Annotated in this window: 22 protein-coding genes; 17 read left to right on the top strand and 5 right to left on the bottom strand. The window is 64.9% G+C overall.

Going from position 1 to position 24,529, the window contains the following annotated elements; translation table 11 throughout:
- Positions 1-387 precede the first annotated feature (387 nt).
- The 5 genes from ribH (at position 388) to A39O_RS0103605 (ending at position 3,940) form a co-directional block, all read left to right on the top strand.
- Positions 388-858, top strand: a complete 471-nt coding sequence (ribH, locus tag A39O_RS0103625; RefSeq protein WP_020503346.1) for a 6,7-dimethyl-8-ribityllumazine synthase — start codon at positions 388-390, stop codon at positions 856-858.
- Positions 859-863: 5 nt separating this feature from the next.
- On the top strand, positions 864-1,379 hold the full coding sequence (gene nusB / locus A39O_RS0103620) for a transcription antitermination factor NusB (RefSeq protein ID WP_020503345.1): 516 nt from the start codon (positions 864-866) through the stop codon (positions 1,377-1,379).
- Positions 1,380-1,461: 82 nt separating this feature from the next.
- Entirely contained in the window at positions 1,462-2,448 is a 987-nt protein-coding gene (gene thiL, locus A39O_RS0103615; RefSeq protein ID WP_020503344.1) for a thiamine-phosphate kinase, read from the top strand.
- Positions 2,438-2,944, top strand: coding sequence for a phosphatidylglycerophosphatase A family protein (locus tag A39O_RS0103610; protein ID WP_051088758.1), 507 nt, complete (start codon positions 2,438-2,440; stop codon positions 2,942-2,944). The genes thiL and A39O_RS0103610 overlap by 11 nt, the downstream gene beginning before the upstream one ends.
- Before the next feature lie 33 nt (positions 2,945-2,977).
- Positions 2,978-3,940, top strand: a complete 963-nt coding sequence (locus tag A39O_RS0103605) for a universal stress protein (RefSeq protein WP_020503342.1) — start codon at positions 2,978-2,980, stop codon at positions 3,938-3,940.
- Between the two features lie 133 nt (positions 3,941-4,073).
- Here the strand turns inward: A39O_RS0103605 and A39O_RS0103600 are convergent, their stop codons facing one another.
- A complete protein-coding gene (locus A39O_RS0103600; RefSeq protein ID WP_020503341.1) occupies positions 4,074-4,499 on the bottom strand; it encodes a hypothetical protein in 426 nt (141 codons plus the stop codon).
- Between the two features lie 312 nt (positions 4,500-4,811).
- On the opposite strand from A39O_RS0103600, the gene A39O_RS0103595 reads away from it, so the two are divergent.
- From A39O_RS0103595 to A39O_RS31845, 3 genes are all read left to right on the top strand, one after another.
- Positions 4,812-7,067: a nitric oxide reductase activation protein NorD gene (locus tag A39O_RS0103595; RefSeq protein WP_157639595.1), complete on the top strand. Its 2,256-nt coding sequence runs from the start codon at positions 4,812-4,814 to the stop codon at positions 7,065-7,067.
- Positions 7,068-7,091: 24 nt separating this feature from the next.
- Positions 7,092-7,310: a hypothetical protein gene (locus A39O_RS0103590; protein WP_020503339.1), complete on the top strand. Its 219-nt coding sequence runs from the start codon at positions 7,092-7,094 to the stop codon at positions 7,308-7,310.
- A 259-nt stretch (positions 7,311-7,569) separates the two neighbouring features.
- Positions 7,570-10,857 (top strand): hypothetical protein, encoded by a 3,288-nt coding sequence (locus A39O_RS31845; protein ID WP_020503338.1) that lies wholly within the window; start codon positions 7,570-7,572, stop codon positions 10,855-10,857.
- Here the strand turns inward: A39O_RS31845 and A39O_RS0103580 are convergent.
- Positions 10,808-11,893 carry a carboxypeptidase-like regulatory domain-containing protein gene (locus A39O_RS0103580; protein ID WP_020503337.1) on the bottom strand — a complete coding sequence of 362 codons (1,086 nt, stop codon included), beginning with the start codon at positions 11,891-11,893 and terminating at the stop codon, positions 10,808-10,810. The genes A39O_RS31845 and A39O_RS0103580 overlap by 50 nt on opposite strands.
- Before the next feature lie 199 nt (positions 11,894-12,092).
- Here A39O_RS0103580 and A39O_RS0103575 point away from each other — a divergent pair, with 199 nt between their 5' ends.
- Positions 12,093-12,413: a DUF1840 domain-containing protein gene (locus tag A39O_RS0103575; protein WP_020503336.1), complete on the top strand. Its 321-nt coding sequence runs from the start codon at positions 12,093-12,095 to the stop codon at positions 12,411-12,413.
- 144 nt (positions 12,414-12,557) lie between these two features.
- On the opposite strand, the gene A39O_RS0103570 is transcribed toward A39O_RS0103575, so the two are convergent.
- A complete protein-coding gene (locus tag A39O_RS0103570; protein ID WP_020503335.1) occupies positions 12,558-12,740 on the bottom strand; it encodes a hypothetical protein in 183 nt (60 codons plus the stop codon).
- A gap of 324 nt (positions 12,741-13,064) precedes the next feature.
- Here A39O_RS0103570 and A39O_RS0103565 point away from each other — a divergent pair, with 324 nt between their 5' ends.
- The 6 genes from A39O_RS0103565 (at position 13,065) to A39O_RS0103540 (ending at position 20,192) form a co-directional block, all read left to right on the top strand.
- On the top strand, positions 13,065-14,159 hold the full coding sequence (locus tag A39O_RS0103565) for an AAA family ATPase (protein ID WP_020503334.1): 1,095 nt from the start codon (positions 13,065-13,067) through the stop codon (positions 14,157-14,159).
- 423 nt (positions 14,160-14,582) lie between these two features.
- Complete coding sequence (locus A39O_RS0103560; RefSeq protein ID WP_020503333.1) at positions 14,583-15,791, top strand: hydrogenase small subunit; 1,209 nt, start codon at positions 14,583-14,585, stop codon at positions 15,789-15,791.
- Positions 15,788-16,819 (top strand): hydrogenase 2 operon protein HybA, encoded by a 1,032-nt coding sequence (gene hybA / locus A39O_RS0103555; protein ID WP_020503332.1) that lies wholly within the window; start codon positions 15,788-15,790, stop codon positions 16,817-16,819. Before A39O_RS0103560 ends, hybA begins: the two co-directional genes overlap by 4 nt.
- Positions 16,812-17,969: a Ni/Fe-hydrogenase cytochrome b subunit gene (gene hybB, locus A39O_RS0103550; RefSeq protein ID WP_020503331.1), complete on the top strand. Its 1,158-nt coding sequence runs from the start codon at positions 16,812-16,814 to the stop codon at positions 17,967-17,969. The genes hybA and hybB overlap by 8 nt, the downstream gene beginning before the upstream one ends.
- The gene (locus tag A39O_RS0103545) at positions 17,966-19,669 is read left to right on the top strand and encodes a nickel-dependent hydrogenase large subunit (protein WP_026199142.1); all 1,704 of its coding nucleotides are present in this window, start codon (positions 17,966-17,968) and stop codon (positions 19,667-19,669) included. The genes hybB and A39O_RS0103545 overlap by 4 nt, the downstream gene beginning before the upstream one ends.
- Complete coding sequence (locus A39O_RS0103540) at positions 19,647-20,192, top strand: HyaD/HybD family hydrogenase maturation endopeptidase (protein ID WP_020503329.1); 546 nt, start codon at positions 19,647-19,649, stop codon at positions 20,190-20,192. Before A39O_RS0103545 ends, A39O_RS0103540 begins: the two co-directional genes overlap by 23 nt.
- A gap of 17 nt (positions 20,193-20,209) precedes the next feature.
- On the opposite strand, the gene A39O_RS41570 is transcribed toward A39O_RS0103540, so the two are convergent.
- Complete coding sequence (locus A39O_RS41570; RefSeq protein WP_020503328.1) at positions 20,210-20,386, bottom strand: hypothetical protein; 177 nt, start codon at positions 20,384-20,386, stop codon at positions 20,210-20,212.
- 302 nt (positions 20,387-20,688) lie between these two features.
- Here A39O_RS41570 and A39O_RS0103530 point away from each other — a divergent pair, with 302 nt between their 5' ends.
- Positions 20,689-22,047 carry a vWA domain-containing protein gene (locus A39O_RS0103530; protein WP_020503327.1) on the top strand — a complete coding sequence of 453 codons (1,359 nt, stop codon included), beginning with the start codon at positions 20,689-20,691 and terminating at the stop codon, positions 22,045-22,047.
- A gap of 257 nt (positions 22,048-22,304) precedes the next feature.
- Here A39O_RS0103530 and A39O_RS0103520 read toward each other — a convergent pair whose 3' ends face one another.
- Entirely contained in the window at positions 22,305-23,375 is a 1,071-nt protein-coding gene (locus A39O_RS0103520) for a tetratricopeptide repeat protein (RefSeq protein WP_020503325.1), read from the bottom strand.
- Between the two features lie 353 nt (positions 23,376-23,728).
- Here A39O_RS0103520 and A39O_RS0103515 point away from each other — a divergent pair, with 353 nt between their 5' ends.
- The gene (locus A39O_RS0103515; RefSeq protein WP_020503324.1) at positions 23,729-24,271 is read left to right on the top strand and encodes a hypothetical protein; all 543 of its coding nucleotides are present in this window, start codon (positions 23,729-23,731) and stop codon (positions 24,269-24,271) included.
- The last annotated feature ends 258 nt before the right edge of the window (positions 24,272-24,529 follow it).

Genomic DNA, 24,529 nt, shown 5'->3' with positions numbered 1-24,529 from the left:
GGGCGACGTGACCTGCCGGAATCGCGTCATTGNGCCCCACCCGTCGCCCGCAAGCGGGCTCCTACGGGTTGGATTTTTCGCGGAAATCACCTTACGTTAGATTGTGGAGCAACAAAAAGCCTTTATGTTGACTCATACCCTAATCCTAGGGGCTAAGTCCGACAGGCTGCTAGGGAACGCCTGTGGCGTCTCGGTCGTTGTCGTTGTCGTTGTCGTAATCGATGGGTGCGACCCGCGAGGATGCTCTCGTACCCCGTTGTTTCGCTATCCGAGTTTTCCAAGTATCGCAACAAATCGTCGGGCCTGGCTTCTCCGATTACGACAACGACAACGATTGCATTCGTTGCGTCACTTAATTACTGACCCAGATCATCAGGAGTCCCCAGCATGAGCATCAAGACGATCGAGGGCGTCCTGCGCGCCGATCAGGCCCGTTTCTGTCTGGTGGTATCCCGTTGGAACGCCTTCATTGTGGAGAGCCTGGAGAAGGGCGCCGTCGATGCGCTGCTGCGCCACGGTGTGGCGGAGGAGCAGCTGACCATCGTCCGTGTCCCCGGTGCCTTCGAGATGCCCGTCGCCTGCGAGCACATCGCCAAGCGGGGCGGATTCGATGCCATCGTCGCCCTGGGCGCCGTGATCCGCGGCGGTACCCCGCATTTCGAGTACGTCGCCGGTGAATGCGTCAAGGGCATGGCCCAGGTGAGCCTGAAATACGGCATCCCGGTCGCCTTTGGCGTGCTGACCGTCGACAGCATCGAGCAGGCGATCGAGCGGGCCGGCACCAAGGCCGGCAACAAGGGCGCCGAGGCGGCCTTGTCCGCCCTGGAGATGGTCGATCTGCTGCGGCGGCTGGAGTGACCCGGATGGCCAAATCGACCGACCGCGGCGGGGTCAGTCCTCGCAGCCAGGCGCGGCGCTATGCCGCGCTCGCGCTCTACCAATGGCATCTGACGCGGGAGGAACCGGCCACCATCCGGCAGCACATGCTCGACGATCCGGAATGGCTGGACGCCCTGGTGAACTCACTCAACGGCGCCGAAGATGACACTCCGGTCGATCCCAAGGACAGGTTCAACTTCAACCTGGAGTTGTTCGAGAGCTTGGTGAAAGGCGTCCCCGCCGAGGTCACCGCGATCGATGCGGCACTCGACGGGGTTCTCGATCGGCCGATCAGTCAGGTCGACCCGGTGGAACTCGCCATCCTGCGAATCGGTGCCTACGAGATCCTCTTTTCCCCCGCCATCCCGGCCGGCGTGGCCATCAACGAGGCGGTCGAACTCACCAAGCTCCTGGGCGCCCATGAGGGTCACCGTTACGTCAACGGCGTCCTGGACAAGGTGGCCCGCCGCGCCGCGGCAGCCAGTCGCGCGGGCGATTGATCCGCCATCCGCGGCCCGCCCTGGGTTATCCTGCGCACTCGTCGTCAGCGTGCGGCCCGACTCCCGCCTGTCAGGATTGCTCTTGTCCGAATTCGATCTGATCCGTACCCATTTCGCCGCGCTCGGGACATCCCGGGCGGATGTCCTCCTGGGCGTGGGCGACGATTGCGCCGTGCTGGCCGTGCCGGCCGGGCAGCGCTTGGCCGTGAGTATCGATACGCTGGCGAGCGGGGTGCATTTCCTCGCCGACTGTGATGCCGAGGCGATCGGTCACAAATCACTCGCGGTGGGTCTGAGCGATCTGGCGGCGATGGGGGCGGAGCCGGCTTGGGCGACCCTCGCGCTGACGCTGCCGGCCGGGTTGCCCGCCGCCGCACCGGATTGGCTCGCCGATTTCGCCCGCGGCTTCGGGCGTCTGGCGCAGGCGTACGGGGTGAGTCTGGTGGGCGGCGATACGACGCGCGGTCCGCTCTCGATTACGGTCCAGGTCCATGGGTTCATCCCCGCGGGAGCCGAGGTGCGGCGCGGCGGCGCGCGGCCGGGAGATCTGATCTGTGTGAGCGGAACCCTGGGCGATGCGGGGCTCGCCCTGCGCGCACTGCTCGCCGGCCAACTCCCGCTCCCGACCCTGCGGGCGCGCCTCGAGCGGCCGACCCCGCGGGTCGGTCTGGGGCTCGCCCTGCGCGGACGCGCTAGCGCGATGATCGATGTCTCCGACGGTCTGGCGGCGGATCTGGGGCATATTCTCACGGCGAGCGGTCTGGCCGGCGCGCTCGATCTGGCGGCGCTGCCCTTGAGCGACGCGGTTGCCGCGGCCGTGCAAACGACCGGCGACTGGAGTCTGCCGCTGGCCTCGGGTGACGACTATGAACTGTGCTTCTGCCTGCCGTCGGTCGACCGCGATCGGCTCGCCGACATCGGCGCACGCTGCGGCTGCCCGTTGACCGTCATCGGGCGGGTCGAGCGCGGGTCCGGGCTGATCTGTACGACACCCGCGGGTGCTCCGTTCGCGCTTGCTCATGCGGGCTTCGACCACTTTGCGTCGCCGGGCGCGTACGATGCCTCCTGAGATCGCTCCCGTAGTGCCCGGCGAGGTCAGGGCAGGATTCGACCCGCGCCGCCTGCACCATTGGATCGCCTTCGGATTCGGTTCCGGTCTGGCCCCTTGGGCGCCCGGCACCTTCGGGACCCTGGCGGCGCTGCCGCTCTATCTGATCCTGGCTCCCTTGCCGCTCGGCGCCTACCTGGCGGTCCTGGCGGTCCTGATCCTCGTCGGCGTCTGGGCCTGTGACCGCACCGCCCGCGATCTGGGCAGCGCCGACCCCGGCGCCATCGTCTGGGATGAATTCGCCGGTCTGTTGGTGACTCTCACCGCGGCGCCGCCCGGCTGGGTGTGGGTACTTGCCGGATTCCTGCTGTTCCGCGGCTTCGATATCCTCAAGCCCTGGCCCATCAATTGGTTGGAGCGGCGGGTGAGCGGCGGTTTGGGGATCATGGTCGACGATCTGGCCGCCGGGCTTGCGGCCTGGGCCTGTCTACACTTGATTCATCGGGTGGCAGCTTAGCCAACGACCGGAAGCAACGCGAGGGGGTAGGTTATGAACCACTTCAAACACATCCTTTGCATCCTGGACGGCGGGAAGCTTCCAGGCTCCCTGTTGGAGCGGGCGGTCTCGCTTGCGGAAAACAACCAGGCCCGGTTGACCTGCGCCGCGGCGATTCCCGAGCGTCCGACCGGTGTCCCGCTACCGCTGGATCCGTCCTGGGCCGCGGACCCGCTGGCCCGGCTGCGCTCCGAGCGGCTCGCCGCACTGGAGGCGTCGACCCACGGCTACACGGAGCGGGTTCCGATCGACTGCAAGATCCTGGTGGGTCGGCCCTTCATCGAGACCGTCCGCGCCGTACTGCGGGATGGATATGACCTGGTTCTCAAGGAGGCGGAGGACCCGGGATTCCTGCCTCGACTCTTCGGCAGTGACGACATGCACCTGCTGCGCAAATGCCCCTGTCCGGTCTGGCTCGTCAAGCCCGGGGGATCGGCCAACTACGGCACGATCCTCGCGTCGGTCGATCTGGACATCGAGGGGGACCCTCCCGAGGTGGCGGAGATCAACCGCAGGATACTCGCGCTGGCGTCGTCGCTGGCCGTCTCCGACTTCGCCAGCCTGCATGTGCTCCATGTCTGGGATGCCCCGGGGGAGGGAATCATCCGGTCCTGGAGCGAGGACCCCGACCTGGCGGCCCTGCGCTATGTGCAGGGGGAGCGTGAGCGTCGGGAACTCGGCATGGAACGGCTCAGGCACACTCTCGGCGAGGCGCTCGGCGAGGAGGCCACCGGCTATCTGTCGCCCCACTTCCATTTGATCAAGGGTGCGCCCCCGGAGACGATTCCGGCAATGGCAGCCCGGCTCCAGGCGGACCTGGTCGTCATGGGCACCTTGGGCCGCACCGGAATCTCCGGGCTGATCATCGGCAATACCGCGGAGGCAGTGCTGGAGCAGTTGCAGTGCGCCGTGCTGGCAGTGAAGCCGCACGGATTCATTTCACCCGTGACCATCTAGCCCAAGGCGGTCGCGCGCGGGGAACCTGCCCGGCATCGGCCTGGGGGTTGGCCGCGCGGATTGATACCCGGGAGGCTGAAGCATGGTCGAGGCAGGATAGCGAGGCGCCAAGGCGCCTCGCGACGCGCACCGGTCAGAGTTTGATGACGACGACGTTCACGCCGTCTTCTTGACCCAGATCGAAGGTGTTGTGGCTGAGTTTGGCGACCGAGCCGATCGTCTCGGCAACATAGGCGGGTTTGGCACCCGCGTTGATGACAAGACTATTGCCCGACCCGTCGTCGACCACGAGCGTCGCCGCATCCGGCCTGGTCACCGAGATGCCCTCCGCGGGCGAAAGGATGGTGAGATCCGCGTTCAGAAAGCGCACCGACAGCGACGAGGCATCGCGATTGGCCTCGACGAACGCATCGGCCGCGTCGACCGCTCCCGCCTTGACCTTCTCAACCAGCCCAAGGGCCGCCGCTTTCGCCTTGCCCGCGATCTCGCGCGCGTTTTCGCTGGTGGCAGCCTCTTTGACAGCCGCAACCGCTTTGTCGAGTTGTTCTTGCCAGCTCATCGTCGTTTCCTCTTGGTTGATTGTCTATCGAAACAGAGACTTGGAGAACGATATTGGGAATTGTTCAAGTCCGAGCGACGCGACGTCGCCGGGCGGCTCAATGTCCGGACCAGAAGCTGGCTCCGGGGCGAGACGCGGCGGAGCGCTCTTGTTTAGGGAGTATAGAATGCGTCTGACCCCTGAGCGAAAAAATCTACGAATACAATCGCGGCGAATGCTCGCCGCCCGCTGTCGATCGGGTCCGGATCGGTATACTGTACCCGCGACCTTGATCAAGCGCCCCTCACCGCAGCCCCCCGAGGCCCTATGCCCATGCTCACCATCCCCGCGGCCGAGTCACTCCAGCCCTTGCGCCGGCAACTGCGCTGTAGTTTTCCGCAGCTCGACCAGGTGTTCCCGGACTGTATCGCCGAGGCTCAAGCGCTGCTGAGTCCGGCGGGGATCAACGATTATCTGGAGGGAGCTTCGCTGATCTGCCGCATCGGCCGCGGCTTCGAGCCGGTCCTGGTCTATCTGGAGGAGTTGCCGCAAGTCGCCGCCGATCTGGGCGAGCAGACCCTGGGGCTGGTCTCGCAGACGGTGTGGAAGATCTCGCGCAGTCCGAACGGCAAGGCGATTCTGCCCTTTCTGCAGAGTATTGCCGCGGTGTCGCGCCGTCTCGCCAGCGCCGAGTTGCTGGGTCGCTACACCGAGATGATCCTGAGTTTCATGGAGCGGACCACCGGCTCCATTCACGGCTTTCATACTACGATCCCGAGTCCGAGCCTGCCGGATCTGCTGGAGCGCATCCCGTACCTGCTCAGTCAGCTCACCTGCCATGGGCTGAGTAATTGGGTCGAATACGGCCTGCGCCACTATGCCGATCACCCGGACCGTCAGCGCGACTATTTCAGTCTGCAATCGACCGACAGCCGTGCGGTGCTCCAGCGCGAGCGTCACGGCACCCTGTTCGTCGACAATGAGCGCCAGCTCGACCTGTATCTGCGCTCCTTGTGGCGTGAGCACCGGCCGTTCGTTCCTTATTCGGACGCCTTCGACACACTGCGCAAACCGATGCCCTATGTCGACACCTTGGGGGTGCGGGTGCCGGATGTCTACGACGACCGCGCCGGAGTGGCCGGGATCGACCGCTACCGCGCCTTGCTGGCCCACGTCGCCGCGCACCTGCGCTGGAGCGGCTCGCTGATCGCCGACAACCTGAGCCCCTTCCAGCGGGTGGCCGTCGAGACCTTCGAGGACTGTCGGGTCGACTGCCTGGCGATCCGCGAATACCCTGGGCTGCGGCGGTTGTTCCTGGCCCTGCACCCGCGTCCGGAAGAAGATGCCTGCGACCCCGAGCAGGAGTCCTGCATCCGCCATCGCCTGGCCATGTTCTCGCGCGCCGCGCTCGACCCGGATCACGGCTACCGTAATCCGGATCTGGTCGACTTCGTCGCCCGTTTCCACGCCGAGTTGGCCGCCGGCGCGTCCAGCACCCAGGCCATCGCCGAGCTGGCGATCACCTATATCGCCCGTACCCGCCGTCAGCAGGATCTCTCACCCAAGGTCTATTTCACCGACACCGAGGTCGATTACCGCGACGATAACCGCCATCTGTGGCGCTATATCGAGCAAGGCGATGAAGAAGAGTCATTCGAAGAGCGCAAGCCGCCCAAGGCCGAGGAGGCGCAGACCCTGCCACCCCGCCACTACCCGGAGTGGGACTACCAGAGCAAGACCTACCGTCCCGACTGGGTGAGTCTCTACGAGGCACTGCATCCCGCGGGCGACCCGGCCCGGATCGACGCGCTGCTCGACAAGCACCGGATGCTGGCCAAGCGCCTCAAGCAGATTCTCGACCTGCTCAAGCCGCAGCAGTATGTGCGCCTGCGTTATCAGGAGGAGGGCAGCGAGCTGGATCTGGACGTGGCCATCCGCTCGCTCATCGACTACCGCGGCGGAGCCACCCCGGACCCGCGCATCAACATGAGCCACCGGCATGACGGGCGTGATATCGCCGTGATGCTCCTGCTGGACCTCTCCCAGTCGCTCAATCAGATTCCGGACGGCTGCACCCAGAGCATTCTGGAACTGAGCCAGGAGGCGGTCGCCCTGCTCGGCTGGGCCATCGATCACCTGGGTGACGAATTCGCCATCGCCGGCTTCTCCTCCAACACCCGCCATGAGGTCCGTTACCAGCACATCAAGGGCTATCGCGAACACTGGGACGACCAGGTCAAGGCGCGTCTCGCCGCCATGGAGGCCGGCTACTCCACCCGCATGGGCGCCGCCTTGCGTCATGCCGCCCATTACCTGGAGGCCCGCCAGGCGGAGAAAAAGCTGATGCTCATCCTCACCGACGGTCAGCCCCATGACATCGACGTGCAGGACGAACGCCTGCTCATCGAAGACACGCACAAGGCCGTGCAGGAACTCGATCAGCAGGGCATCTATACCTATTGCATTAGTCTCGACGCCCACGCCGACGACTATGTCCGCGACTGTTTCGGCAATCGCTTCACCGTCATCGACCGGGTGGAGCGGCTGCCGGAGAAACTGCCGCGGTTGTTTATGGCGTTGACCAAGTGAGCCTTCAAGCGCTGGCTGGCGCAGATGATCATCCTGACCCCACTCCCCGCGCTGATGACCGGGGATTCGGTGGACGCTGTCTTGGAACCTGAGCCTGACGGAAGTAACTTTGGCGAGTGGTTCTCCGGCGTACTCGGCAGTTATCCAGCGGCCTACTCGCGCATCGACGGCTATTTGCGCGATGCGCCCATGACGGACTTTGGCGACATCCGCCAGATGCTGGTAGGACCCAAGAGCAAGTAAATGTTGGTATCGTTCTTTACCGGAACAGCCATCTCGAACCCACGCAGGTCCGACTGGTCTCCGATCTGGGCATTCAGGGTGATCTTGTCGAGGCGCTGATCCGCGGGGACGTTGCGCCCTCATGAATCAGTATCGACCGGATGAAACCGATCGTCGAGCCCTGGTTGTTTCAATCCGTCACGATCTGATGTTGCCACGGTGTCCGCCCACCTTTGATTGACGTAATGCGACTGACAAAAGACGACACAACGTGTCTGCAATGACTGACCTGATTTCCCAGATCGAGTATCCGCGGTTGCGCAAGCGTCTCAACCAGGAGTGGGCCACGGCGACCAAGGAGAAAAAGTTCGGGCTGGTTTTCGATCCGGACCTGCCGGATCGGTTCGGGTGGTCAGTGCATCGTCGCCGCTCACCTGCTAGCAGCAGTTGCGCCTGCAGTGCGTTCCGCACCGCTTGGGGCAAGCCGCTGCTGTGTCTCGTCTTGCTGCTGTCCGTCGTCGCGCCCTTGCCGGTGCGGGGGCAGTCCCCGCTGATGCCGCCCGCGGGGACCTGCCGACCGACACTCTATCAAGGGACACTGGGACCGGACGCGGACCTGCGGTTGTCGCTCGTGCGCCAGGGTGATGTCTTGACCGGGTCTTGGTACCGCGAGAGCGAAGGTGTGTATGACACCGATGCGAACCGCTTCAGGCATCGGCGTCTGGAACTGAGCGGCCCGCTCGCCGCGGACGGCGGATTCGTGTTGACGCAGACCGACCCCGAACAGTCGGCGGAGCCGCGCGTCCGCGGACGCGTCACCGGTGCCTTCGGTGCGCGCGGCGCGCTCACGGGAACCTGGGAGGGCGGGGCGGGTGAGCCCGCGTTGGCGTTCCACTTGGAACCCATCGACAGTCTGGAGCAGGGGCGGCAGCCGCGCTTTCGGTTGCGCTTTGCGGCCATCGCGGACGATGGTGATGCCGAGCGGGTCTGGCTGAGCATTGGCGGCGGCCCGGAGCTGCTTCTGACCGGCGTTCGGAATGACGCCGCGTTTCCTTGTCATGGCGGCCTTGACCTCGAGTCGGTCGTGGTGCGTCAGTTGAGCGGGACACCGGATTTGTATTGGATCACCTATGACATCACCGGCGAAACGGGCAGTTCGCGAAGTACGGAGCGACGGCACCGCATCGTGCCCGTCGACCGGGTCGAAGCGCCTCTTTTCGATGCGTGGCTGAACAGTTACAGCGGCGGCAATCAAGGGTTTGACGCGACACAGGACGAACAGGCGGACATCACCTACAAGGATGCGACACTGCGGATCGAAACGACCAGCGCGCGCGGTGAGGACAGCGACGGTCAGGATTGCGAGATGTGCGGCTACGCGCATGATCACTGTGCCTCCTATTGCCGGGATTTCATCTGCGAAATCGCTACGATCGGCGCGACGATGAAGGGCGATCGGGAATCCTGCGAGACGGCCTGTCTGGGCAATTGCCAAGCGGCGGACTTTCCGGCGCGCTGTGCTGCCGAAAAGGCCACCCTGGTGCAGTTCAGCGGCAAGCGGTTGCGTTTGATTGCGGCCGCAACCGGCCGCGTGCTGTCTGACGAGCACACTTGGGATAAGACCTTCTTCCCAAGCTGGTTTCGCTGCGCCGCGGAAGGCGCCGCGGCGCCCCTGACATTTTCGATACGTGATGACGGCCGCGTCGGTCGGCTGCAGGTGCGCTCAGTACCCGGGCCCGATCCGGCGACGGACAGGGCCGGGAGCGATCAGCCGCCGCCGTCCGCGACGGCACTGGCGGATTGTTGGCTGTACAGCCGGGTGCCGGGGGATGGCCCGCCGCCGGATCAGTTGCGTGTTGGTCATTTCGTGCCGGACGACTGCTGTGTCGTTGAGACCCCTGCCGGCGGACAACGAACCCTAATCTACGAGCGGGTCAAGGACGCGCATGGAGACGCGACCCAGGGGCGTCCGCTGGTGCTGTTCGATACGCCCTCGCGCCTTTGCTACAACGCCAATCTCGCCGCGGACGGCCCTTGGGGCCGGGCCTGGGTCGAGGCGGTGGTCGCGCCGGAGCGGATGACCCTCGGGCTGGGCGTGATCCGCGAGGCGCCTGATCCGGCCGCCGCGGCGCTGCTCTATCGCAGCCGCCTCGACGCCGACTGGCAGCGGATCGGCAGCGGTACCCTGGTCTTGACCTTGGGTCGCCAGGCGTTCAGCAGCCGTGTCGCCGGTGTCGAGGACCACTGGTATTACGTGGCGGCGCCGCACGGCGTTTTCGGCTGGGCCTTCGGCAGCGATCTCACGCCCTTCGATTCCTCACATCCGCAACGGGCTTACCGGGTGGTCCTGGAGCGGCAACGCGTCGCCGCTCGGGATCCGGCGCAGCAGGCTGATGGTCAGGCGTTCATCGGGCGGGTCCGCGCCGAGACGCCCAAGCGGTTTAGCGAGCGGGGCGGCGCTGCGGCTGACCCGCGCCGCGTCCTGGAGCGCTTCGCGGCGTTTGTCGAAACCTGCCGGACGCCTCGTGCGGTGCAGGATGGCGCTCGGGATGCGCCGCGGGTGGAGTCGGTCGCACGCCACACGCGCATCACGGTGGTCCCGGGAGTGCGCTTGCGTCCGGACCCAGAACCAGGCTGCGGCCAACTCGAGCGCCTCGCATTGGGGACGGTGGTTACGGTGCGTAAGCGGACTGTCGTCCCCAGCCGCGTCGATGGAGTCGCGGGGCGTTGGTACCAGGTAGAGTCACCGGCAGGCATCAGCGGCTGGGTCTTCGGCGGTCTGCTGGCACCGCATGATCCGACTCATCCGCTGTTGTCCTACGGTGAGATTCTGGAACGTCACCTGGCCTCCGAGCCCAAGTCGCTGCGGGCTGAGCTGGAGTTCCTGGAGTTGCTCGCGCGGGTGCGTCCAACGCTTGCCGAGGACCTGGCTGCCGACGTAGAACTGGCCCGCCTGCAGGGTCTCGGCCGGGTGCTGGCCCTGGGCTTTTCCTGTAACGACCTGCCGCCCGCGTTTGCGCTGTCTCTGGCCGATGCCCCGAGCGTGGCGGCGCTGTTCAGGGGTCTCGAGACCGATGTGAAGCCCGTTTGGGAAGAGGGTCCCGAACGGCTCGATCCCGCTGCCTATTGGGCCTTGCACGAGCGCTTTCGCGGGCGGCCGGCGGCAGAACGGCTGGCCTGGGCGGCGGCGCAGGCGTCCGGCAACGATCCAGTGACCGTGAAGATCGCGGTCGATTGCCTCGAGTGGAATGAAGAAGATGAGGGCGGGGGCGGCATGCAAGACGCCCTGGCGTCGCTGGTCGATGACGGGTTTGTCCGTTACCTCGCGGACTATCCGGCCGGCGCCCATGCCGAGGCGGCGGTTGAGTCGCTTGCCCGGGCCCTGGCGGCGGGAATCGAGGCAGCGGACCTGGATCCAGGTGCGGTGTGTGATCCAGACGTGCAGGCGGGGCTGCGGGCCGCGCTGCGCGTGCTGGCGCCGCTCGCGGGGGAGCAGGCCGCCGCGGCCCGCGCGCAGATCAGTCAACTGGTCGATCGTCCCCCTTGTTCGGCTCCAGTACCAGATTGATGCGGTTGTCGCCGATGCGCTGAACCGTGGACAGACTGCGGTAGCCGGGGGCGATCACCATCACCTCGATCCGTGCGCCGGCCGGTTCCTGCAGCCTGATGATGAAGCGGCCAAAGCGGTCGGTTTCACTGCTTGCCGCGCGGGTGGGGATGAGCACGCGGACCCCTGGGATCGGTTGACCGCTCCGCTCCCAGACGAAGCCGGCAATGCCGCTGGTGGCGGCGACGGGCTCCGTGGGCGGCAGCGGCGCCGGCGTGTCCGGCTCCAGCCACCACACCAGGCCCAAGGCAGCGAATGCCAGCGCGGCACCCAGGCGGAGCAAAAGGTTGCCCAGTCGGGTGTCCAGGCCTGCCAGCCAGGTCAGCAGGCGTCCACCGACTCCCTGGTCTTGACGGATCCGGGCCTGGGGCCAGACCGCGAGCAGCGCCTGGGAAGGGATCAGAAACCCGTCCGATCCCGCGTTGTCGGCGGCGACCACCAGACCCAGCACGGACCCGCGGATCGGGTCCCAGGCGCCGGTTCCGGTGAAACTGCCGTCGATGCTGCCGTGATCGGTTTCCAGGCCGGTGATGGCCTGCGCGTCTTCATCGGCACAGTCCGCGTGGATGCGCAGCCCGGTCGGATGCTCCGGTGGAAAGCCCAGGCAGAACACCGCCCGGTTGCGGTAGGCCGCGGGTTCGAGCAATTCCAACGCAGCCGCGACGACCAGTTCCGGAACCGGCTCGGTCAATTCCAGCACGGCAAGCCCCGGCGGTCGCGTACCGGGGAGCGTCCAGCGCGGGTCCAGTCCGGCATGCGGTGCCCAGGCCGCGACCCGCGCTATCCCGCGGTGCGGGTTCGGCAGCAGCGGCAGGATCACCGCGACCTCCCCGGCCGGCGCCTCTGCGCCGACCTCCACCCTCAGGGCGGCGGCGACCACGGTCGCGCAGGTCATCACCTGCCGCGTACCGATGAGCACACCGGCGCCGACCCATTCATCATCATCGAGGTCGGCGCAGCAGCCGATGCGTGCCTGCCAAGGGTATCCGTCGTGCATAACTCGCCGGGCGCCGCCTCAAGTCTGGTGACAAAAAAACCTTGGCGAGCTGAGCGCCTTGGCGTGAGAACTGCGTTTTCAGGGAAAAATCACCCTGAACCCTGAACCCTGAACCCTGAACCCCAAACCCTGAACCTCAGCTTTGCTACAGTAGCGGGGCGGCCACGCCGGTCGCGAGCGACAACCCGTGGAGGCTTCCATGCTGGTGACCTTTGAAACCAAGGCCCATGCCAATATCACGATGTTTGGCGAGGTGGCGGTGACCCTGATCAAGCTCATGGGCCACAGCGGCACCGTGCCGGGGGCGCTGCTGGCGGCGGATGTGCCGGCCGCCCTGGAGCGGCTGCGTCGGGCGGTCTCGGAGCACCCGGATGCGCCGCTGGACCCCAAGACCGGGGTCGGTGCCGCGGACGACGGCGAAGAGCGGCATGTCAGTCTGGCAAACCGCGCGCTCCCCCTGATCGCGTTATTGAGCGATGCGGCCGCGGCGGGGGAGAACGTGATGTGGAGCAGTCCCTAAACGTACCGAGCGGTCAGCGGTCAACAACGCTGGGTGGCCTTGATCATATCCCGGCCATCGTAGCGACAGCGAGGCCGCTGGTCCGCACAGCGGACCCTACGGATCGCGGCCTTACCGTAGGGTCCGCTGTGCGGACCGACGCGCTCAGCGGCCCAAGCCGACGAACCAGGACTTGTGATCCATCCGCGCCATCCGGTGGGCGCGCCCTTGCATCATGCGGCCCGTGTCCAGCGCGCTCAGGCGCGGCCCGACCGGGTGCCGCAGTGAGCGAAAACCGCGGATCTCCGCGCTGGTGCGAATCCCTGCCGACGTTTGTAACGTGATCATGACCGCCAACCTCTCGATTTAAAACTACGTTTCGTGTGGTGCGGACGCAAGGAGCCCCCCGGTTGCACGGTGTGGCGTCGGCCTGAACCGCCGCTGACCATCGGATATCGCCCCCAGCCCATCCTTATGATAGGCCAAACGCGTGAGATGTCACGGGCCGGGTGCTCAATGCGTGCTGCCGTTCGCAGCGCGGTCGAATTGAATTCTTCACTGACCGGTTCCAGGTTCCTGCCCCGACCCAGGCCAGCCGCGCCAAGCGCAAGACCGCAACGGTCATGGGGCCTCGGCTGTGCCCAACTATCTCACCAGGAGCGGTCCCATCCCATGAATATCCCGGCAGTGTCCATCGCGGCAGCCAAGCAGGCGCTGATCGAGCAGTACACCGACCCCCTGCTGCGGCGCCGTGCCTCTATGCTGTGGGGCACCCGCGGCGTGGGCAAATCGTCCATCGTACACCAGGTGGCAGCGCACTTCGGCGTGCCGCTGGTGGATCTGCGCCTCACCACCATCGAGCCGGTGGACATTCGCGGCGCGATCTGGGTGGACGAGCGGCAGTCCAAGACCCTGTGGTTTCCGCCGGAGTTTCTGCCCGGGCAGGATGAGCCCGACGGCATCCTGTTTCTCGACGAACTGACGGCGGCCGATCAACGCCTGCAGATCTCGGCCTATTCGCTGATCCTGGATCGCCGCGTCGGTCACTATTGCCTGCCGGATGGCTGGCAGGTGATCGCGGCGGGGAACGCCAGCTTCCACGGGGCGGTCACCCACGATATGGGCACGGCGCTCGCTGACCGGATGTTCCATTTCAACGTACAGACCGCCATCGACGCTTTTCTGGCCCACGCCCTGACCAGGGGGTTTGCCCCGGAGGTGCTGGCCTATCTCAAGGTGCGGCCCGACAAGCTCGACGATACCCAGGCGCAACTCGCCAACGATCACCTGGTTGGGTCGAGCCCGCGCGGCTGGGAAGACGTCTCCAACGTGCTCAAGTCCGGGTTGTCGGAGTCGGCCAAGCGGGTGTTCGTCCAGGGGCGCATCGGCGCGGCCAACGCGGCCGAGTTCTTCGGCGTGCTGCGTGAAATCCAGGCGGGGGTCGACGTGCTGCGGCTGCTCGCCGCCCGGCCAGGGGCCGAGACCGCGGCACTGCTGCCGACCAGCCTCGACGCGCTGTACGGCATGATCTATGGGCTGCTGGCGGCGGCCCAGGATGCCGCGACCCTCACCCGCGCACTGGAGATCATCGAGCAACTGCCCGACGCCCGCGCCACCACCCCGTTGCCGATCCGCGAGGCCCAGACCCTGGTGATGGAGCTGCTGTTTCAGCGCGCTCTGGAATCCGGTCTAGAGGCGGCGATCTTCGACAGTCCGGCATATCGGCGCTACAGCGAGCAGCGCAAGGCCGAGGGGCTTGCCGACTAAGGCGATTTCCGGGATTCGGATACCGGTCAGTGTCGGTGCGACTTCAGTCGCACCTGCGTCCGAATCGGTGCGACTGAAGTCGCACCGTCATCCGCGCCGATTCCGTATTGGACAACCCGCGCGCGATGGTCTATAAGAGTATTACCATATATCCACATTGTTACTTAACGGGAGGACGTCGCCTAAATTGAACACAGACGGCATGGCGAACGCGTTACGCGCTTGTTCGATCGCCGACGCGATCCCGCGGGTTCAATGACCCGGCGGTCGAAGACCGCTATGACAATTGTCATTGCATTCTGTTGCGGGGATTTTTGCTCGCGCCTCCAGGCAGGAAGCCGACCGATCTATTTGAGAATTCAGTCGTAGCGTTTCACGAATAGCATCAACCTGTGCAGCGCCCCATCGGGCAAGGCAGGATCTATGAACCGATCAGCAGCAAGCCGACGCGAGCCCGCGCTCGGCCCCTACCTCTCCGATCAACTGGATGTCTATGGCATCAGCCGACGCCGCTTCATTGAGTTCGCGCTCGGCATCACCGCGACGCTGGGCCTGCCGCTCGGCATGTCGGGTCAGGTGCTCGCGGCCCTCGAGGACACCAAAGCACGCCCGACGGTGATCTGGCTGCATTTCCAGGAATGTACCGGTTGTACCGAGTCGCTGTTGCGGGCCACGCATCCGACCGTCGAAACCCTGCTGCTGGATCTGATCTCATTCGACTATTCGGAGACCTTGCTGGCCGCCGCGGGGCATCAGGCCGAGCAGGCGCTGCACGACTCGCTGGACAAGAACAAGGGACAATTCATCCTGGTCGTCGAGGGCTCGGTACCGCTGCGTGACGGTGGTATCTATTGCAAGATCGCTGATAAGACACCGCAGCAGATGCTGCATGAGATCGCCCCGCACGCCGCGGCGGCCGTCGCGATCGGATCATGCGCCTCCTGGGGTGGTGTACAGAGCGCGGCGCCCAATCCGACCGGCGCTGTCGGCCTGCCTGAAGCGCTGCGGATCACCGGCATCACCAAAACCGACGGCACGCCATTGCCGGTGATCACGCTGCCCGGTTGTCCGGCCTCGCCCTATAATTTACTGGCGACCGTCCTGTATTACCTGACCCTCAAGAAACTGCCTGAACTGGACGCCAAAGGCCGCCCACGCTTCGCCTATGGGCATTTGATCCATGATCACTGTGAACGCCGGCCGCACTTCGACGCCGGCCGCTTTGCCGAGCAGTTCGGCGACGCCGGCCATCGCCAGGGCTGGTGTCTGTACAAGCTCGGCTGCAAGGGTCCGGAGACTTGGGCCAATTGTCCGGCGATCGAGTTCGGTGATGTCGGTGCCAATACCTGGCCGGTCGGGATCGGTCATCCCTGTTTCGGTTGTGCGGAGCAGGGTGTGGGCTTCCACAAGGCGCTGCACGAGCAAGCCGACGTTGAGTCGGTGACCCCGCCATCGCTGTTCCCCGAGATCATCACCAAGCATGCGGGCGGTGTCACTGTCGGCGCCGCGGCCGTCACCGGCGCTATTGCCGGCGGTGCTGTCGTCTATGCCTTGGGTGCCAATGAAAAACTCAAGCAGGTCGAGGCTGAATCAACCGCCGTCGCCAAGAGCGAAGCGGAGGAACCAAAATGAACATCGATCGCCGTGCATTCTTCAAGATCGCGGCCGCCGGCGCAGCGACTGCATTGTGTCCGGCCCCAGCCGCGGCGCGCCCTCCAAAGGAGCTGCCGCCGGAGGCCGTGGGTATACTCTACGATGCGACCCTGTGCATCGGCTGCAAAGCCTGTGAGGTCGCCTGTAAGGCCGAGAACGACATGCCAATGGCGCATGACACACCGCTGGAGCGAGCCCACGGCGTGGCCGGCACCTGGGATGCCGATAACGATCTGAACAGCCGTACCATGACCAAGATCAAGGTCTACACCAGCGGTACCGCCGCGGTGAAGGACCGCGAGGAAGACGGCTTCAGCTTCATCAAACGCAGTTGCATGCACTGCGTCGATCCCAATTGCATCTCGGCTTGTCCGGTCAGTGCCTTGACCAAGGACCCGTTCACCGGTGTGGTGCGTTACAATCCCGATGCCTGTATCGGGTGCCGCTATTGCCAGCTTGCGTGTCCATTCAATATCCCGAAATTCGAATACGACAAGGCATTTCCGAAGATCGTCAAGTGCCAATTGTGCCCCGACCGCTTGGCCGCGGGCGGCATTCCCGCCTGTTGCGATGCCTGTCCCACCGGTGCGAGCCTGTTCGGGCGCTTGCCCGACCTGTTGACCGAGGCCCATCGCCGCCTGACCTTCAAGCCGGGCGAGCAGCAGCAGTATCCGGTGCGCCGTTTGGACGGCGATGAGCAACGTAAGGCGGAGGTAACCGGCTATCACCCGAAAGTCTACGGAGAGACCGAAAGCGGCGGCACCCAATATCTGATGATGGCGGGTGTTCCCTTCGATAAGCTGGGGCTGCCGCCCGTGGGCGACACCTCGCGCGCCCAACTCTCGGAGACCATTCAGCATACGCTCTATCAGGGCATGGTCGCACCGACGCTGCTGCTGGGCGGACTGGTCTTTGCCGTCTATCGCCGCACCCATGCAGAACAGGAGGACGCGTCCGAGGGTGAGGAGTCGACCCCTGAGGCGCGGGAGGGCCGCCGTGATGAGTGAAGTCTATCGGCCGATCGGCGGCAAACTGCTGACCCGGCATTTCTACTTCATGGGCGTGCTGGTGCTGATCGGCGCCTTCTTCATGGCCCGCCGGTTCATCTTCGGCATCGGTGATGTGGCGAACCTCAGCGACGGGTTTCCCTGGGGTATCTGGATCACCTATGACGTGGTCACCGGCACAGCCATCGCATGCGGCGGTTACGCGATGGCGCTGCTGGTCTACATCTTCAATCGTGGTCAGTTCCACCCGATGATCCGGGCGGCGCTGCTGACGAGCGTTTTCGGCTATACCCTCGCGGGGTTGTCGATCGTGATCGATGTCGGCCGCTATTGGCAGCTCTACAATGTCTTTCTGCCACAGTACGCGAATCTGAATTCGGTGATGCTCGAAGTGGCGCTCTGTGTCACGCTCTATACCCTGGTGCTGTGGATCGAGCTGTCGCCCGCGATTCTCGAAGCGATGAAGGACAACCGGCACTTACGCCAGGTACGACACGCCCTGTTCTTCTTCATCGGACTCGGTATCCTGCTGCCGACCATGCATCAATCTTCCCTGGGCTCGCTGTTGCTCATCGCCGGCTACAAGGTCCATCCACTCTGGCAGACCAACATCATCCCGCTGTTGTTCCTGCTGACCGCGATCACCATGGGCTATGCGATGGTGGTGTTCGAGTCGCTCTATGCCGCGGTCAATCTGGATCGCCCGATCGAGACTGACCTGTTATCCAAGATCTCGGCCATCATTCCCTGGCTGTTGATCCTGTATCTGGTGCTGCGGATCAGCGACCTGGTGTGGACGGGTGCCATCGCGGCCCTGCTCAAGCCTGGCCCGGAGCCCCTGCTGTTCGTGCTTGAAACGGCGCTGTTTCTCTATGCGATCGTCAATCTGCTGCATAAGGAGCGGCGCATCCGGCCACGGGTGCTGTTCTGGACCGCGCTGGCGACCATTCTCGGGGGTTCACTCTACCGCTTCGATGCCTTCCTGATCGCCTACAATCCCGGCCCAGGCTGGCAGTATTTCCCTGGGGTTGGCGAAATCCTGATCACATTGGCGATCATCGCCGTCGAGATCATGGCGTATCTCTTCTTCGTCAAGAAGATGCCGATTCTGCTTGCGGCGCGGCCGGCACGACTGGGAGCAAAAGCATGACAACAACACGTATTTGTGTGGACCCGGTCACCCGGATCGAGGGTCATTTACGCATCGATTGCGACATCCGGGACGGCCAGGTGGTCGATGCCTGGTCGAGCGGACAGATGTGGCGCGGCATCGAGACCATCCTGACCGGGCGCGACCCGCGCGATGCCTGGCTCTATACACAGCGCATCTGTGGTGTCTGCACCACGGTTCATGCGATCGCCTCGGTGCGGGCGGTCGAGGATGCGCTCGCGCTCGAGATTCCGCTGAATGCACAACTGATCCGAAATCTGATCGTAGCCGCGCACGGCATCCATGATCATCTGGTGCATTTTTATCACCTCTCGGCCCTGGACTGGGTGGATGTAGTGTCGGCGCTGAAGGCCGATCCCATGGCGACCGAGCGGTTGGCCCAGGGGCTGTCGGACTGGCCGAACAACAATGCCCGCTATTTCGCCGAGGTGCAGTCGCGGGTCGGCAAGTTCGTGGCGAGCGGGCAACTAGGCATCTTTGCGCATGGCTACTGGGGTCATGCGGCCATGCGGCTGCCGCCCGAGGCCAATCTGATGGCGGTCGCGCATTATCTGGAGGCGATGGACTATCAGCGCAAGTCCAACCAAATCACCGCGATCCTGGGAGGAAAGACGCCGCATATCCAGAATCTGGCCGTGGGCGGGGTGGCCAACGCCATCAATCCGGATGAGCAGTCCGCGTTGAACATGGAGCGGCTGGCCTACCTCAAGACCCTGATGGATGAATTGCAGGGCTTCGTGCGCCGGGTCTATCTGCCCGATGTCATTGTCATCGCGGCCCTGTATGCGGATTGGCTGCCATATGGCGCGGGGGTGATGAATTATCTCTCGGTGCCGGATTTCCCGCGCGATACCAAAGGTACCGACTTCGGGATGCCCGGCGGCTACATTCCGGCGGCCGATCTGACTCAGTTCCACGCGGTGAAGCACTTCGGCGATCCCTATTTCGAGCAGAACGTCAAGGAGAGTATCAAGCACAGTTGGTACAAGGGCGACTGGACACGCTCGCCTTATGACGGGGAGACGGTGCCCGAGTATACGGATTTCCAACAGGATGCGGCCTACTCGTGGGTCAAATCGCCGTCCTTCGCTGACGAGCCCGCGCAGGTCGGCCCCCTGGCGAATGTGCTGGCCGGGGTCGCGTCCGGACACGCGGGCACCATCGGTTATCTGAATACCGCCTTGGAGCGGATCGGCGCCATCACGGGCAGCCCGGTGCCGATGGCGGCATTGCACTCATCGCTCGGTCGGCATCTCGCACGCTGTGTGCGCACCCAGGTGCTCTATGACATGATGGTGGAGAACTACCAGGCGTTGGTGGCGAACATCGCCGCGGGTGATACCACCAGCTTCAATCCGCCGACCTTCCCGAAGGGCGAGCAGATGGGCTATGGATTCCACGAGGCGCCGCGCGGGGTCTTGTCGCACTGGGTGGTGATCGAGAACGGCAAGATCAAAAACTATCAGGCGGTGGTGCCCTCGACCTGGAATGCGGGTCCGCGTAATCAGAACGACGCCAGGGGTCCCTACGAGGCCTCGCTGATCGGCAACCCGATACTCGAAGAGGAACGCCCGCTGGAGGTGCTGCGGACCGTCCACTCATTCGATCCCTGTCTGGCCTGCGCCATTCACCTCCACGATAATGCGAGGCAGACGATTGTCCGCGTCAACGCGTTCTGACGCGGACGCCGGCCCGGATGCCGGCGCGGACGCGGGCGTGCTGGTCATCGGGCTGGGGAATCTGTTGGTCGGCGACGAGGGCCTGGGCGTTCAGGTCCTGCGCCGTCTGGAAACCGACTATGGGTTCGACCCCGCGGTCACGCTGGTCGACGGCGGCACGTCGGGGTTGGACTTGCTGCCGTTGTTTGCGGACTATCGGCGCATCCTGCTGATCGATGCCGTCGCCGGGGAGGGGCCGCCGGGATCGGTCACCGTCCTGCGCGATGAGGCGATTCTGCGGGTCCTGTCGCAGAAGCTGTCGGTGCATCATTTGGGCGTGACCGACGTGCTGGCCCTGGCGCAACTGCTCGGCTATCCGGCGGCCGAGATCGTGCTAGTCGGCGTCGTCCCCGCGGAACTGGGGCTGGGTCTGCAACTGTCTCCGACGGTCGCGCGGTCTGTCCCCGCGATCATCGAACAGCTTGGCGCCGTCCTGGCGGAGTGGGGCGTGACAGTGCGTGCGAAAGAACGCAGCATCTGCTGACTGAAATATGTAACGAGTCAGAAATAAGTTAACCAACGAATCCAATCGTTGTCGTTGTCGTTGTCGTTGTCGTTGTCGTAATCGGAGAAGCGATTCATCTTTGGCATCAGCAGTCCGCTGTCGATCGGTTGTCGATTCGCTACACAGCCTGGCCGTAAAAGGCCGCCAAGCGGTTGAAAGGCTTCGATCGCCACGCACGGGACCAACGCATCCTCGCGAGGATCATCAACTCGATTACGACAACGACAACGACCGGAACACCAAAGGCGTTCCCTAAAGGACTGTTTACACTTGCTGGTGGTGAAAGGTTCCTATAGCAGTCGAGATCCCCCGTGGGAGCGGCCTCCGGCCGCGATCGGGGTCGCCATGACCTCCGCGGCTGGCGAGATCCCGCAAGCCCCATCGCGGCCGGAGGCCGCTCCCACGGGGTCGCGCCGCGACTTTCACGGTAGACTCCCTCCTTCCCAGTTCATTTCAGCACCAGCAGAGGGCGTTCATGCACATCCACCGCGGCACCCGGGCGATTCAGCGGCTGGTCGAGTATGCGCCCTCCAGCGGCGGTCTGGCCCTCTGGGTCAAACACCTCGACCGCGATGATGTTCCCGATACCCTGGCCGCCGCCAATGACGGCACCGCCATCTTTTACGGCCCGCTGTTCGTGACCTTGCCGCTGACGCAGCAGGCCGGACTGGTCGCCCACGAGGTGCTGCATGTGGCGCTGCGTCACCGCCAGCGCTACGTAGCATTGCGTGGTCTCCTGGGCGATGTGGATCTGCAACTCTTCAATTGTTGTGCCGATGCGATCGTCAACAGTGCGCTTGGACACCTGACCTGGCTGGAACTGCCCCCGGGCGCGGTCGGTCTGGACAGCATCCTGGACACCGCGCTCGGTCTTCGGGAACCGGTCGAAAAATCCCTGCTGGAATGGGACCTGGAGCGGCTCTATCGCGCCATCGACGATCGTCGCCTGCCGCAGGTGTCGGGCCCGGCCGCCAGCCGCATGCCGTCCAAGTCCGGCAAAGCTGGTGCCGGCGCGCAGCACCAGGGTCCGAGCGACTCGCACGAGCAAGAGCAGGAGGATGCAACGGCGGGACGCTGGACGACGCGGTTCGACGGTCCACGGGCCGCGCGGGTCCGGGGTCTGGCGTCGCGGATCCAGGAAGACCTCTGGCCGGGTGCGGACGAGAGCCGTCCCGAGGCGGAAATGGAGGAGGCACGGGAGTGGGGTCAGCGCCTCGCGCGGGCCCACACCGGTGACGGCACTTTCTCGCTGCTGCGGGTGCTGCTGGCGGATCTCCCCAAGGTCCGGACCCCCTGGGAGCATGTGCTGCGCACCCATCTCACGCGCGGCCTGTCGCTCCAGCCTGGGCTGTCGTGGTCGCGTCCGTCGCGTTCCTACCTGGCGAATCAGGGCCGCGTCGGTACCCGCGGGCGCATGCCTTGGGAGCCGGGACGGGTCTCAGCGCGCGCCGTCGCCCGGCTGGTGGTGATGGTGGATCTCTCGGGTTCCATCGACGCCCCGCTGCTCGACCGCTTCGCCCGCGAGTTACAGGCGGTGACCCGGCGCCTGGAGGCGCGGGTGATCGTCATCCTCGGTGATGACCGGGTGACCGGGGTCGAGATCTACGAGCCCGGTCGTTTCAATCTGCCCGACCTGGTCTTCGACGGCGGCGGCGGCACCGATTTCACCCCTTTGCTGCGCGAGGCCGACCGTCATCGGCCAGACCTGGGCCTGTTCCTGACGGACCTGGATGGTCCGGCCGACTTCCGCCCGCGCTGGCCGGTGATCTGGGCGGTGCCGGTCGCCAGCGAGCAGGCCGAGGCACCCTTTGGGCGCAAGTTGGTATTGGGCTGAATCAAGCGGCACGCTCAGCGACATGTTTGAAATCGAGTTCGCCGACCCGCACGGGCGCGCGTATGCGGTAGTCCCCATCCCAGCCGCGCGTCTGATCCGGCTGCACGATCTGCCGGAGCTGGCGCCGGCTTGACTTAGAGGCGGGCGGGACGGAGTGACAGCCCGCTCACTTCAAGCCGTGGCACGGACACGACGTACCAGACCGTTATTACGGCTCCCTCGATGATGTGGTCCGTTCACCAGCGGGGCCAGCGCTCTCAGTAGTCCGCGGTGCCCGGTGACCACGGTGTATCGAGCCGCTTGCGCAGGTCGGTGATCCACCCTTGGGTGCACTGAAGGTCTGGGTGCCCGGGGTCGAGGACGCGCTCTTGGTCCGCGAGTAGGGTCTCGAAGTCGGCCAAAGCCGCGGCGATCTCACCCGACTGCGCCCGCAAGGAGGCAATGTTGATGCGCGTCTTGAGCGTCTCCGGATGATCCGGGCCCAGGATGCGTCCCTGGTCCGCGCGCAGTGCCGTAAACTCCGCCAAGGCCGCGGCGATCTCACCCGACTGCGCTCGCCAGTAGGCAATGTTGTTGCGAGTCGTAAGCGTCACCGGATGATCCGGGCCGAGGATGCGCCCCTCGTCCGCGAGCAGGGCCGTGTAGGCAGCCTCCGCGGCCTCGACCTGTCCGGACTCGCCCAGCGCCCAGGCATGGTCGTCTCGCGCCGCGAGTAGGTCCAGCGCATCGGGGTCCACCCGCAGCCCGGCGAGGATGCGCCCCAATGCGACCCGCGCCGGAAGCTCCCGCGGCTGGTCCGCAAAGGCCCGTTGCAGCAGCCGAACCGCCCTTAGCGCATCGGTCTCCGCAATCCGGTTCGGCCCTTCCCCCTGGCCCCGCCGGTGCAGCGTGAGCAGCAACCGGGCGCAGTGCTGAGTCTCGGGGTCGGGCTCCGCGAGCGAGTGTGCTGCGAGCGTAGCGGCGAGTCGGTCGAGCACGCGCCCAAGGTCCTCTTCCAGGAAATGCTCGTCGCGCGCGGCGACGGCGATGGCGAGCTGATCGGGCTCGTTGAAGCGGCGCAGCCAATCGGCGAGCGCGCGCACCCAGCCGTGGGGGATGCGGTCCTGCTCCAAGGTTTCGGCCAACGTGTCATGGGCTGGAAGATCCAGGCACTCGGCGATTGACTGCGCGGCGATGGCGCGGTGCCAGGCGGCGTCGCCATCCGGGATGGCGAGCGTCGCCAGCGTGAGCGCCTGCTGGGCGGGCTCGGGCAGCGCGTCCCATAGCTCCCGGTAGATGTCCTCGACCCGGCGCGGCAGCCGCTCGATGTCGGCCGGGTCGAGCCGCAAGGCCCCGTCTTGAGCGCCTGAGCGACACGGGTCTTGCCCCAGCCGGACGGAGCCTCCAGCGAGACCCAGCGCGCCTCGCCCCGCGCCTCGGCCTCGTCTAGGATAGCGAGCAGTCCGTCGACAAGACGGATGCAGGACTCGCCGAGAAAGGGGGGCTGCGTGTCCATGGGATGGCTCCGGTGCCGGTCGGGAATGGACCTGGGGGTGAGGTTCGTCTATTGTCGTCGCGGGAAGCGGGCCGGGCCAATGCAGGGTCTCGCCGGATTGCTTTCAAGACCGGCGGGCATGGCCGATTCGCCAGCGGTTTCCAACGGTTTCGTACCGCAACGACCGGAGGCCCACCGGGTAAAACCATGCACGAGACACCGGACCCCGAAGCGACCGACAACGCCGAGATCCTGGCGCGCGGTCCCGCGCGCCGCATCCCGTTGAATCTGGTCTACGACTACCCGGTCCGCTGGTCGAAGTACAAAGTGCTGCGCGACCTGATCCAGAACTTCTTCGACAGCATCCCCCGCAACGAGTGGAGCCGCCGCTTCGGCCATCGCATGGTCGGCGAACGCTTGAGCCTGACCTCCCAAGGGGTCGACTTCAGCTATGACTGGCTGATACCGATCGGGGCATCAACCAAGCGCGGCGGCGACGGCCTGTATGCCGGCTATTTCGGCGAGGGATTCAAGATCGCGGCGCTCTGCGCGTTACGCGATCACGGCTGGCAGATCGAGGTCCGCTCGCGGGATTGGCGGCTTACGGTGGTGCCCGATACCCTCAAGGTCGATGGCCGGGATCTTCAGTCGCTCGCCTACGACATCGCGCACAGTCCGCACCATGGCGCGGACACCACGCTGACGATCGCACCGTTGGCTCATGAGGCCAAGTGTGTGAGCCTTTATTAATTTAGAATGATAGACGATAATGAAATACCGCACAGCACATAATTATCTTTTTGGACTGATATGCTCATTTTTTCCGTCATCGAGTTAATGGACGAACAGAAATGCTATGATTTCTTGGTTAATATACTTCATCCGACTGGTCTAGGGTGCCCTGTTTGTCAATGCCCAGTTGAAGATTCGAAAATTCACAGAAGAGATCGCGCGCCAGTTCTATACTACAAATGTGCTAACGGACATATTTATAACGCATTTTCGAAA

Source organism: Lamprocystis purpurea DSM 4197 (genome assembly GCF_000379525.1).
GTDB classification, from domain to species: Bacteria; Pseudomonadota; Gammaproteobacteria; order Chromatiales; family Chromatiaceae; genus Thiodictyon; species Thiodictyon purpureum.
The sequence above is the reverse complement of the archived record's forward strand: the minus strand, read 5'-3'. Positions and strand labels throughout refer to the sequence as shown.

Excerpts from the sequence above, each read along its gene's own strand:
- A39O_RS0103570 (WP_020503335.1), bottom strand. The coding sequence starts at position 12,740 with ATGATCACGTTACAAACGTCGGCAGGGATTCGCACCAGCGCGGAGATC.
- A39O_RS0103600 (WP_020503341.1), bottom strand. The coding sequence starts at position 4,499 with ATGAGCTGGCAAGAACAACTCGACAAAGCGGTTGCGGCTGTCAAAGAG.
- A39O_RS0103565 (WP_020503334.1), top strand. The coding sequence starts at position 13,065 with ATGAATATCCCGGCAGTGTCCATCGCGGCAGCCAAGCAGGCGCTGATC.
- A39O_RS0103590 (WP_020503339.1), top strand. The coding sequence starts at position 7,092 with ATGATCATCCTGACCCCACTCCCCGCGCTGATGACCGGGGATTCGGTG.
- A39O_RS0103530 (WP_020503327.1), top strand. The coding sequence starts at position 20,689 with ATGCACATCCACCGCGGCACCCGGGCGATTCAGCGGCTGGTCGAGTAT.
- ribH (WP_020503346.1), top strand. The coding sequence starts at position 388 with ATGAGCATCAAGACGATCGAGGGCGTCCTGCGCGCCGATCAGGCCCGT.
- nusB (WP_020503345.1), top strand. The coding sequence starts at position 864 with ATGGCCAAATCGACCGACCGCGGCGGGGTCAGTCCTCGCAGCCAGGCG.
- A39O_RS0103605 (WP_020503342.1), top strand. The coding sequence starts at position 2,978 with ATGAACCACTTCAAACACATCCTTTGCATCCTGGACGGCGGGAAGCTT.
- A39O_RS0103580 (WP_020503337.1), bottom strand. The coding sequence starts at position 11,893 with ATGCACGACGGATACCCTTGGCAGGCACGCATCGGCTGCTGCGCCGAC.
- A39O_RS0103595 (WP_157639595.1), top strand. The coding sequence starts at position 4,812 with ATGCTCACCATCCCCGCGGCCGAGTCACTCCAGCCCTTGCGCCGGCAA.
- A39O_RS0103545 (WP_026199142.1), top strand. The coding sequence starts at position 17,966 with ATGACAACAACACGTATTTGTGTGGACCCGGTCACCCGGATCGAGGGT.
- A39O_RS31845 (WP_020503338.1), top strand. The coding sequence starts at position 7,570 with ATGACTGACCTGATTTCCCAGATCGAGTATCCGCGGTTGCGCAAGCGT.
- hybA (WP_020503332.1), top strand. The coding sequence starts at position 15,788 with ATGAACATCGATCGCCGTGCATTCTTCAAGATCGCGGCCGCCGGCGCA.
- A39O_RS0103575 (WP_020503336.1), top strand. The coding sequence starts at position 12,093 with ATGCTGGTGACCTTTGAAACCAAGGCCCATGCCAATATCACGATGTTT.
- A39O_RS0103515 (WP_020503324.1), top strand. The coding sequence starts at position 23,729 with ATGCACGAGACACCGGACCCCGAAGCGACCGACAACGCCGAGATCCTG.
- A39O_RS0103560 (WP_020503333.1), top strand. The coding sequence starts at position 14,583 with ATGAACCGATCAGCAGCAAGCCGACGCGAGCCCGCGCTCGGCCCCTAC.
- A39O_RS0103610 (WP_051088758.1), top strand. The coding sequence starts at position 2,438 with ATGCCTCCTGAGATCGCTCCCGTAGTGCCCGGCGAGGTCAGGGCAGGA.
- hybB (WP_020503331.1), top strand. The coding sequence starts at position 16,812 with ATGAGTGAAGTCTATCGGCCGATCGGCGGCAAACTGCTGACCCGGCAT.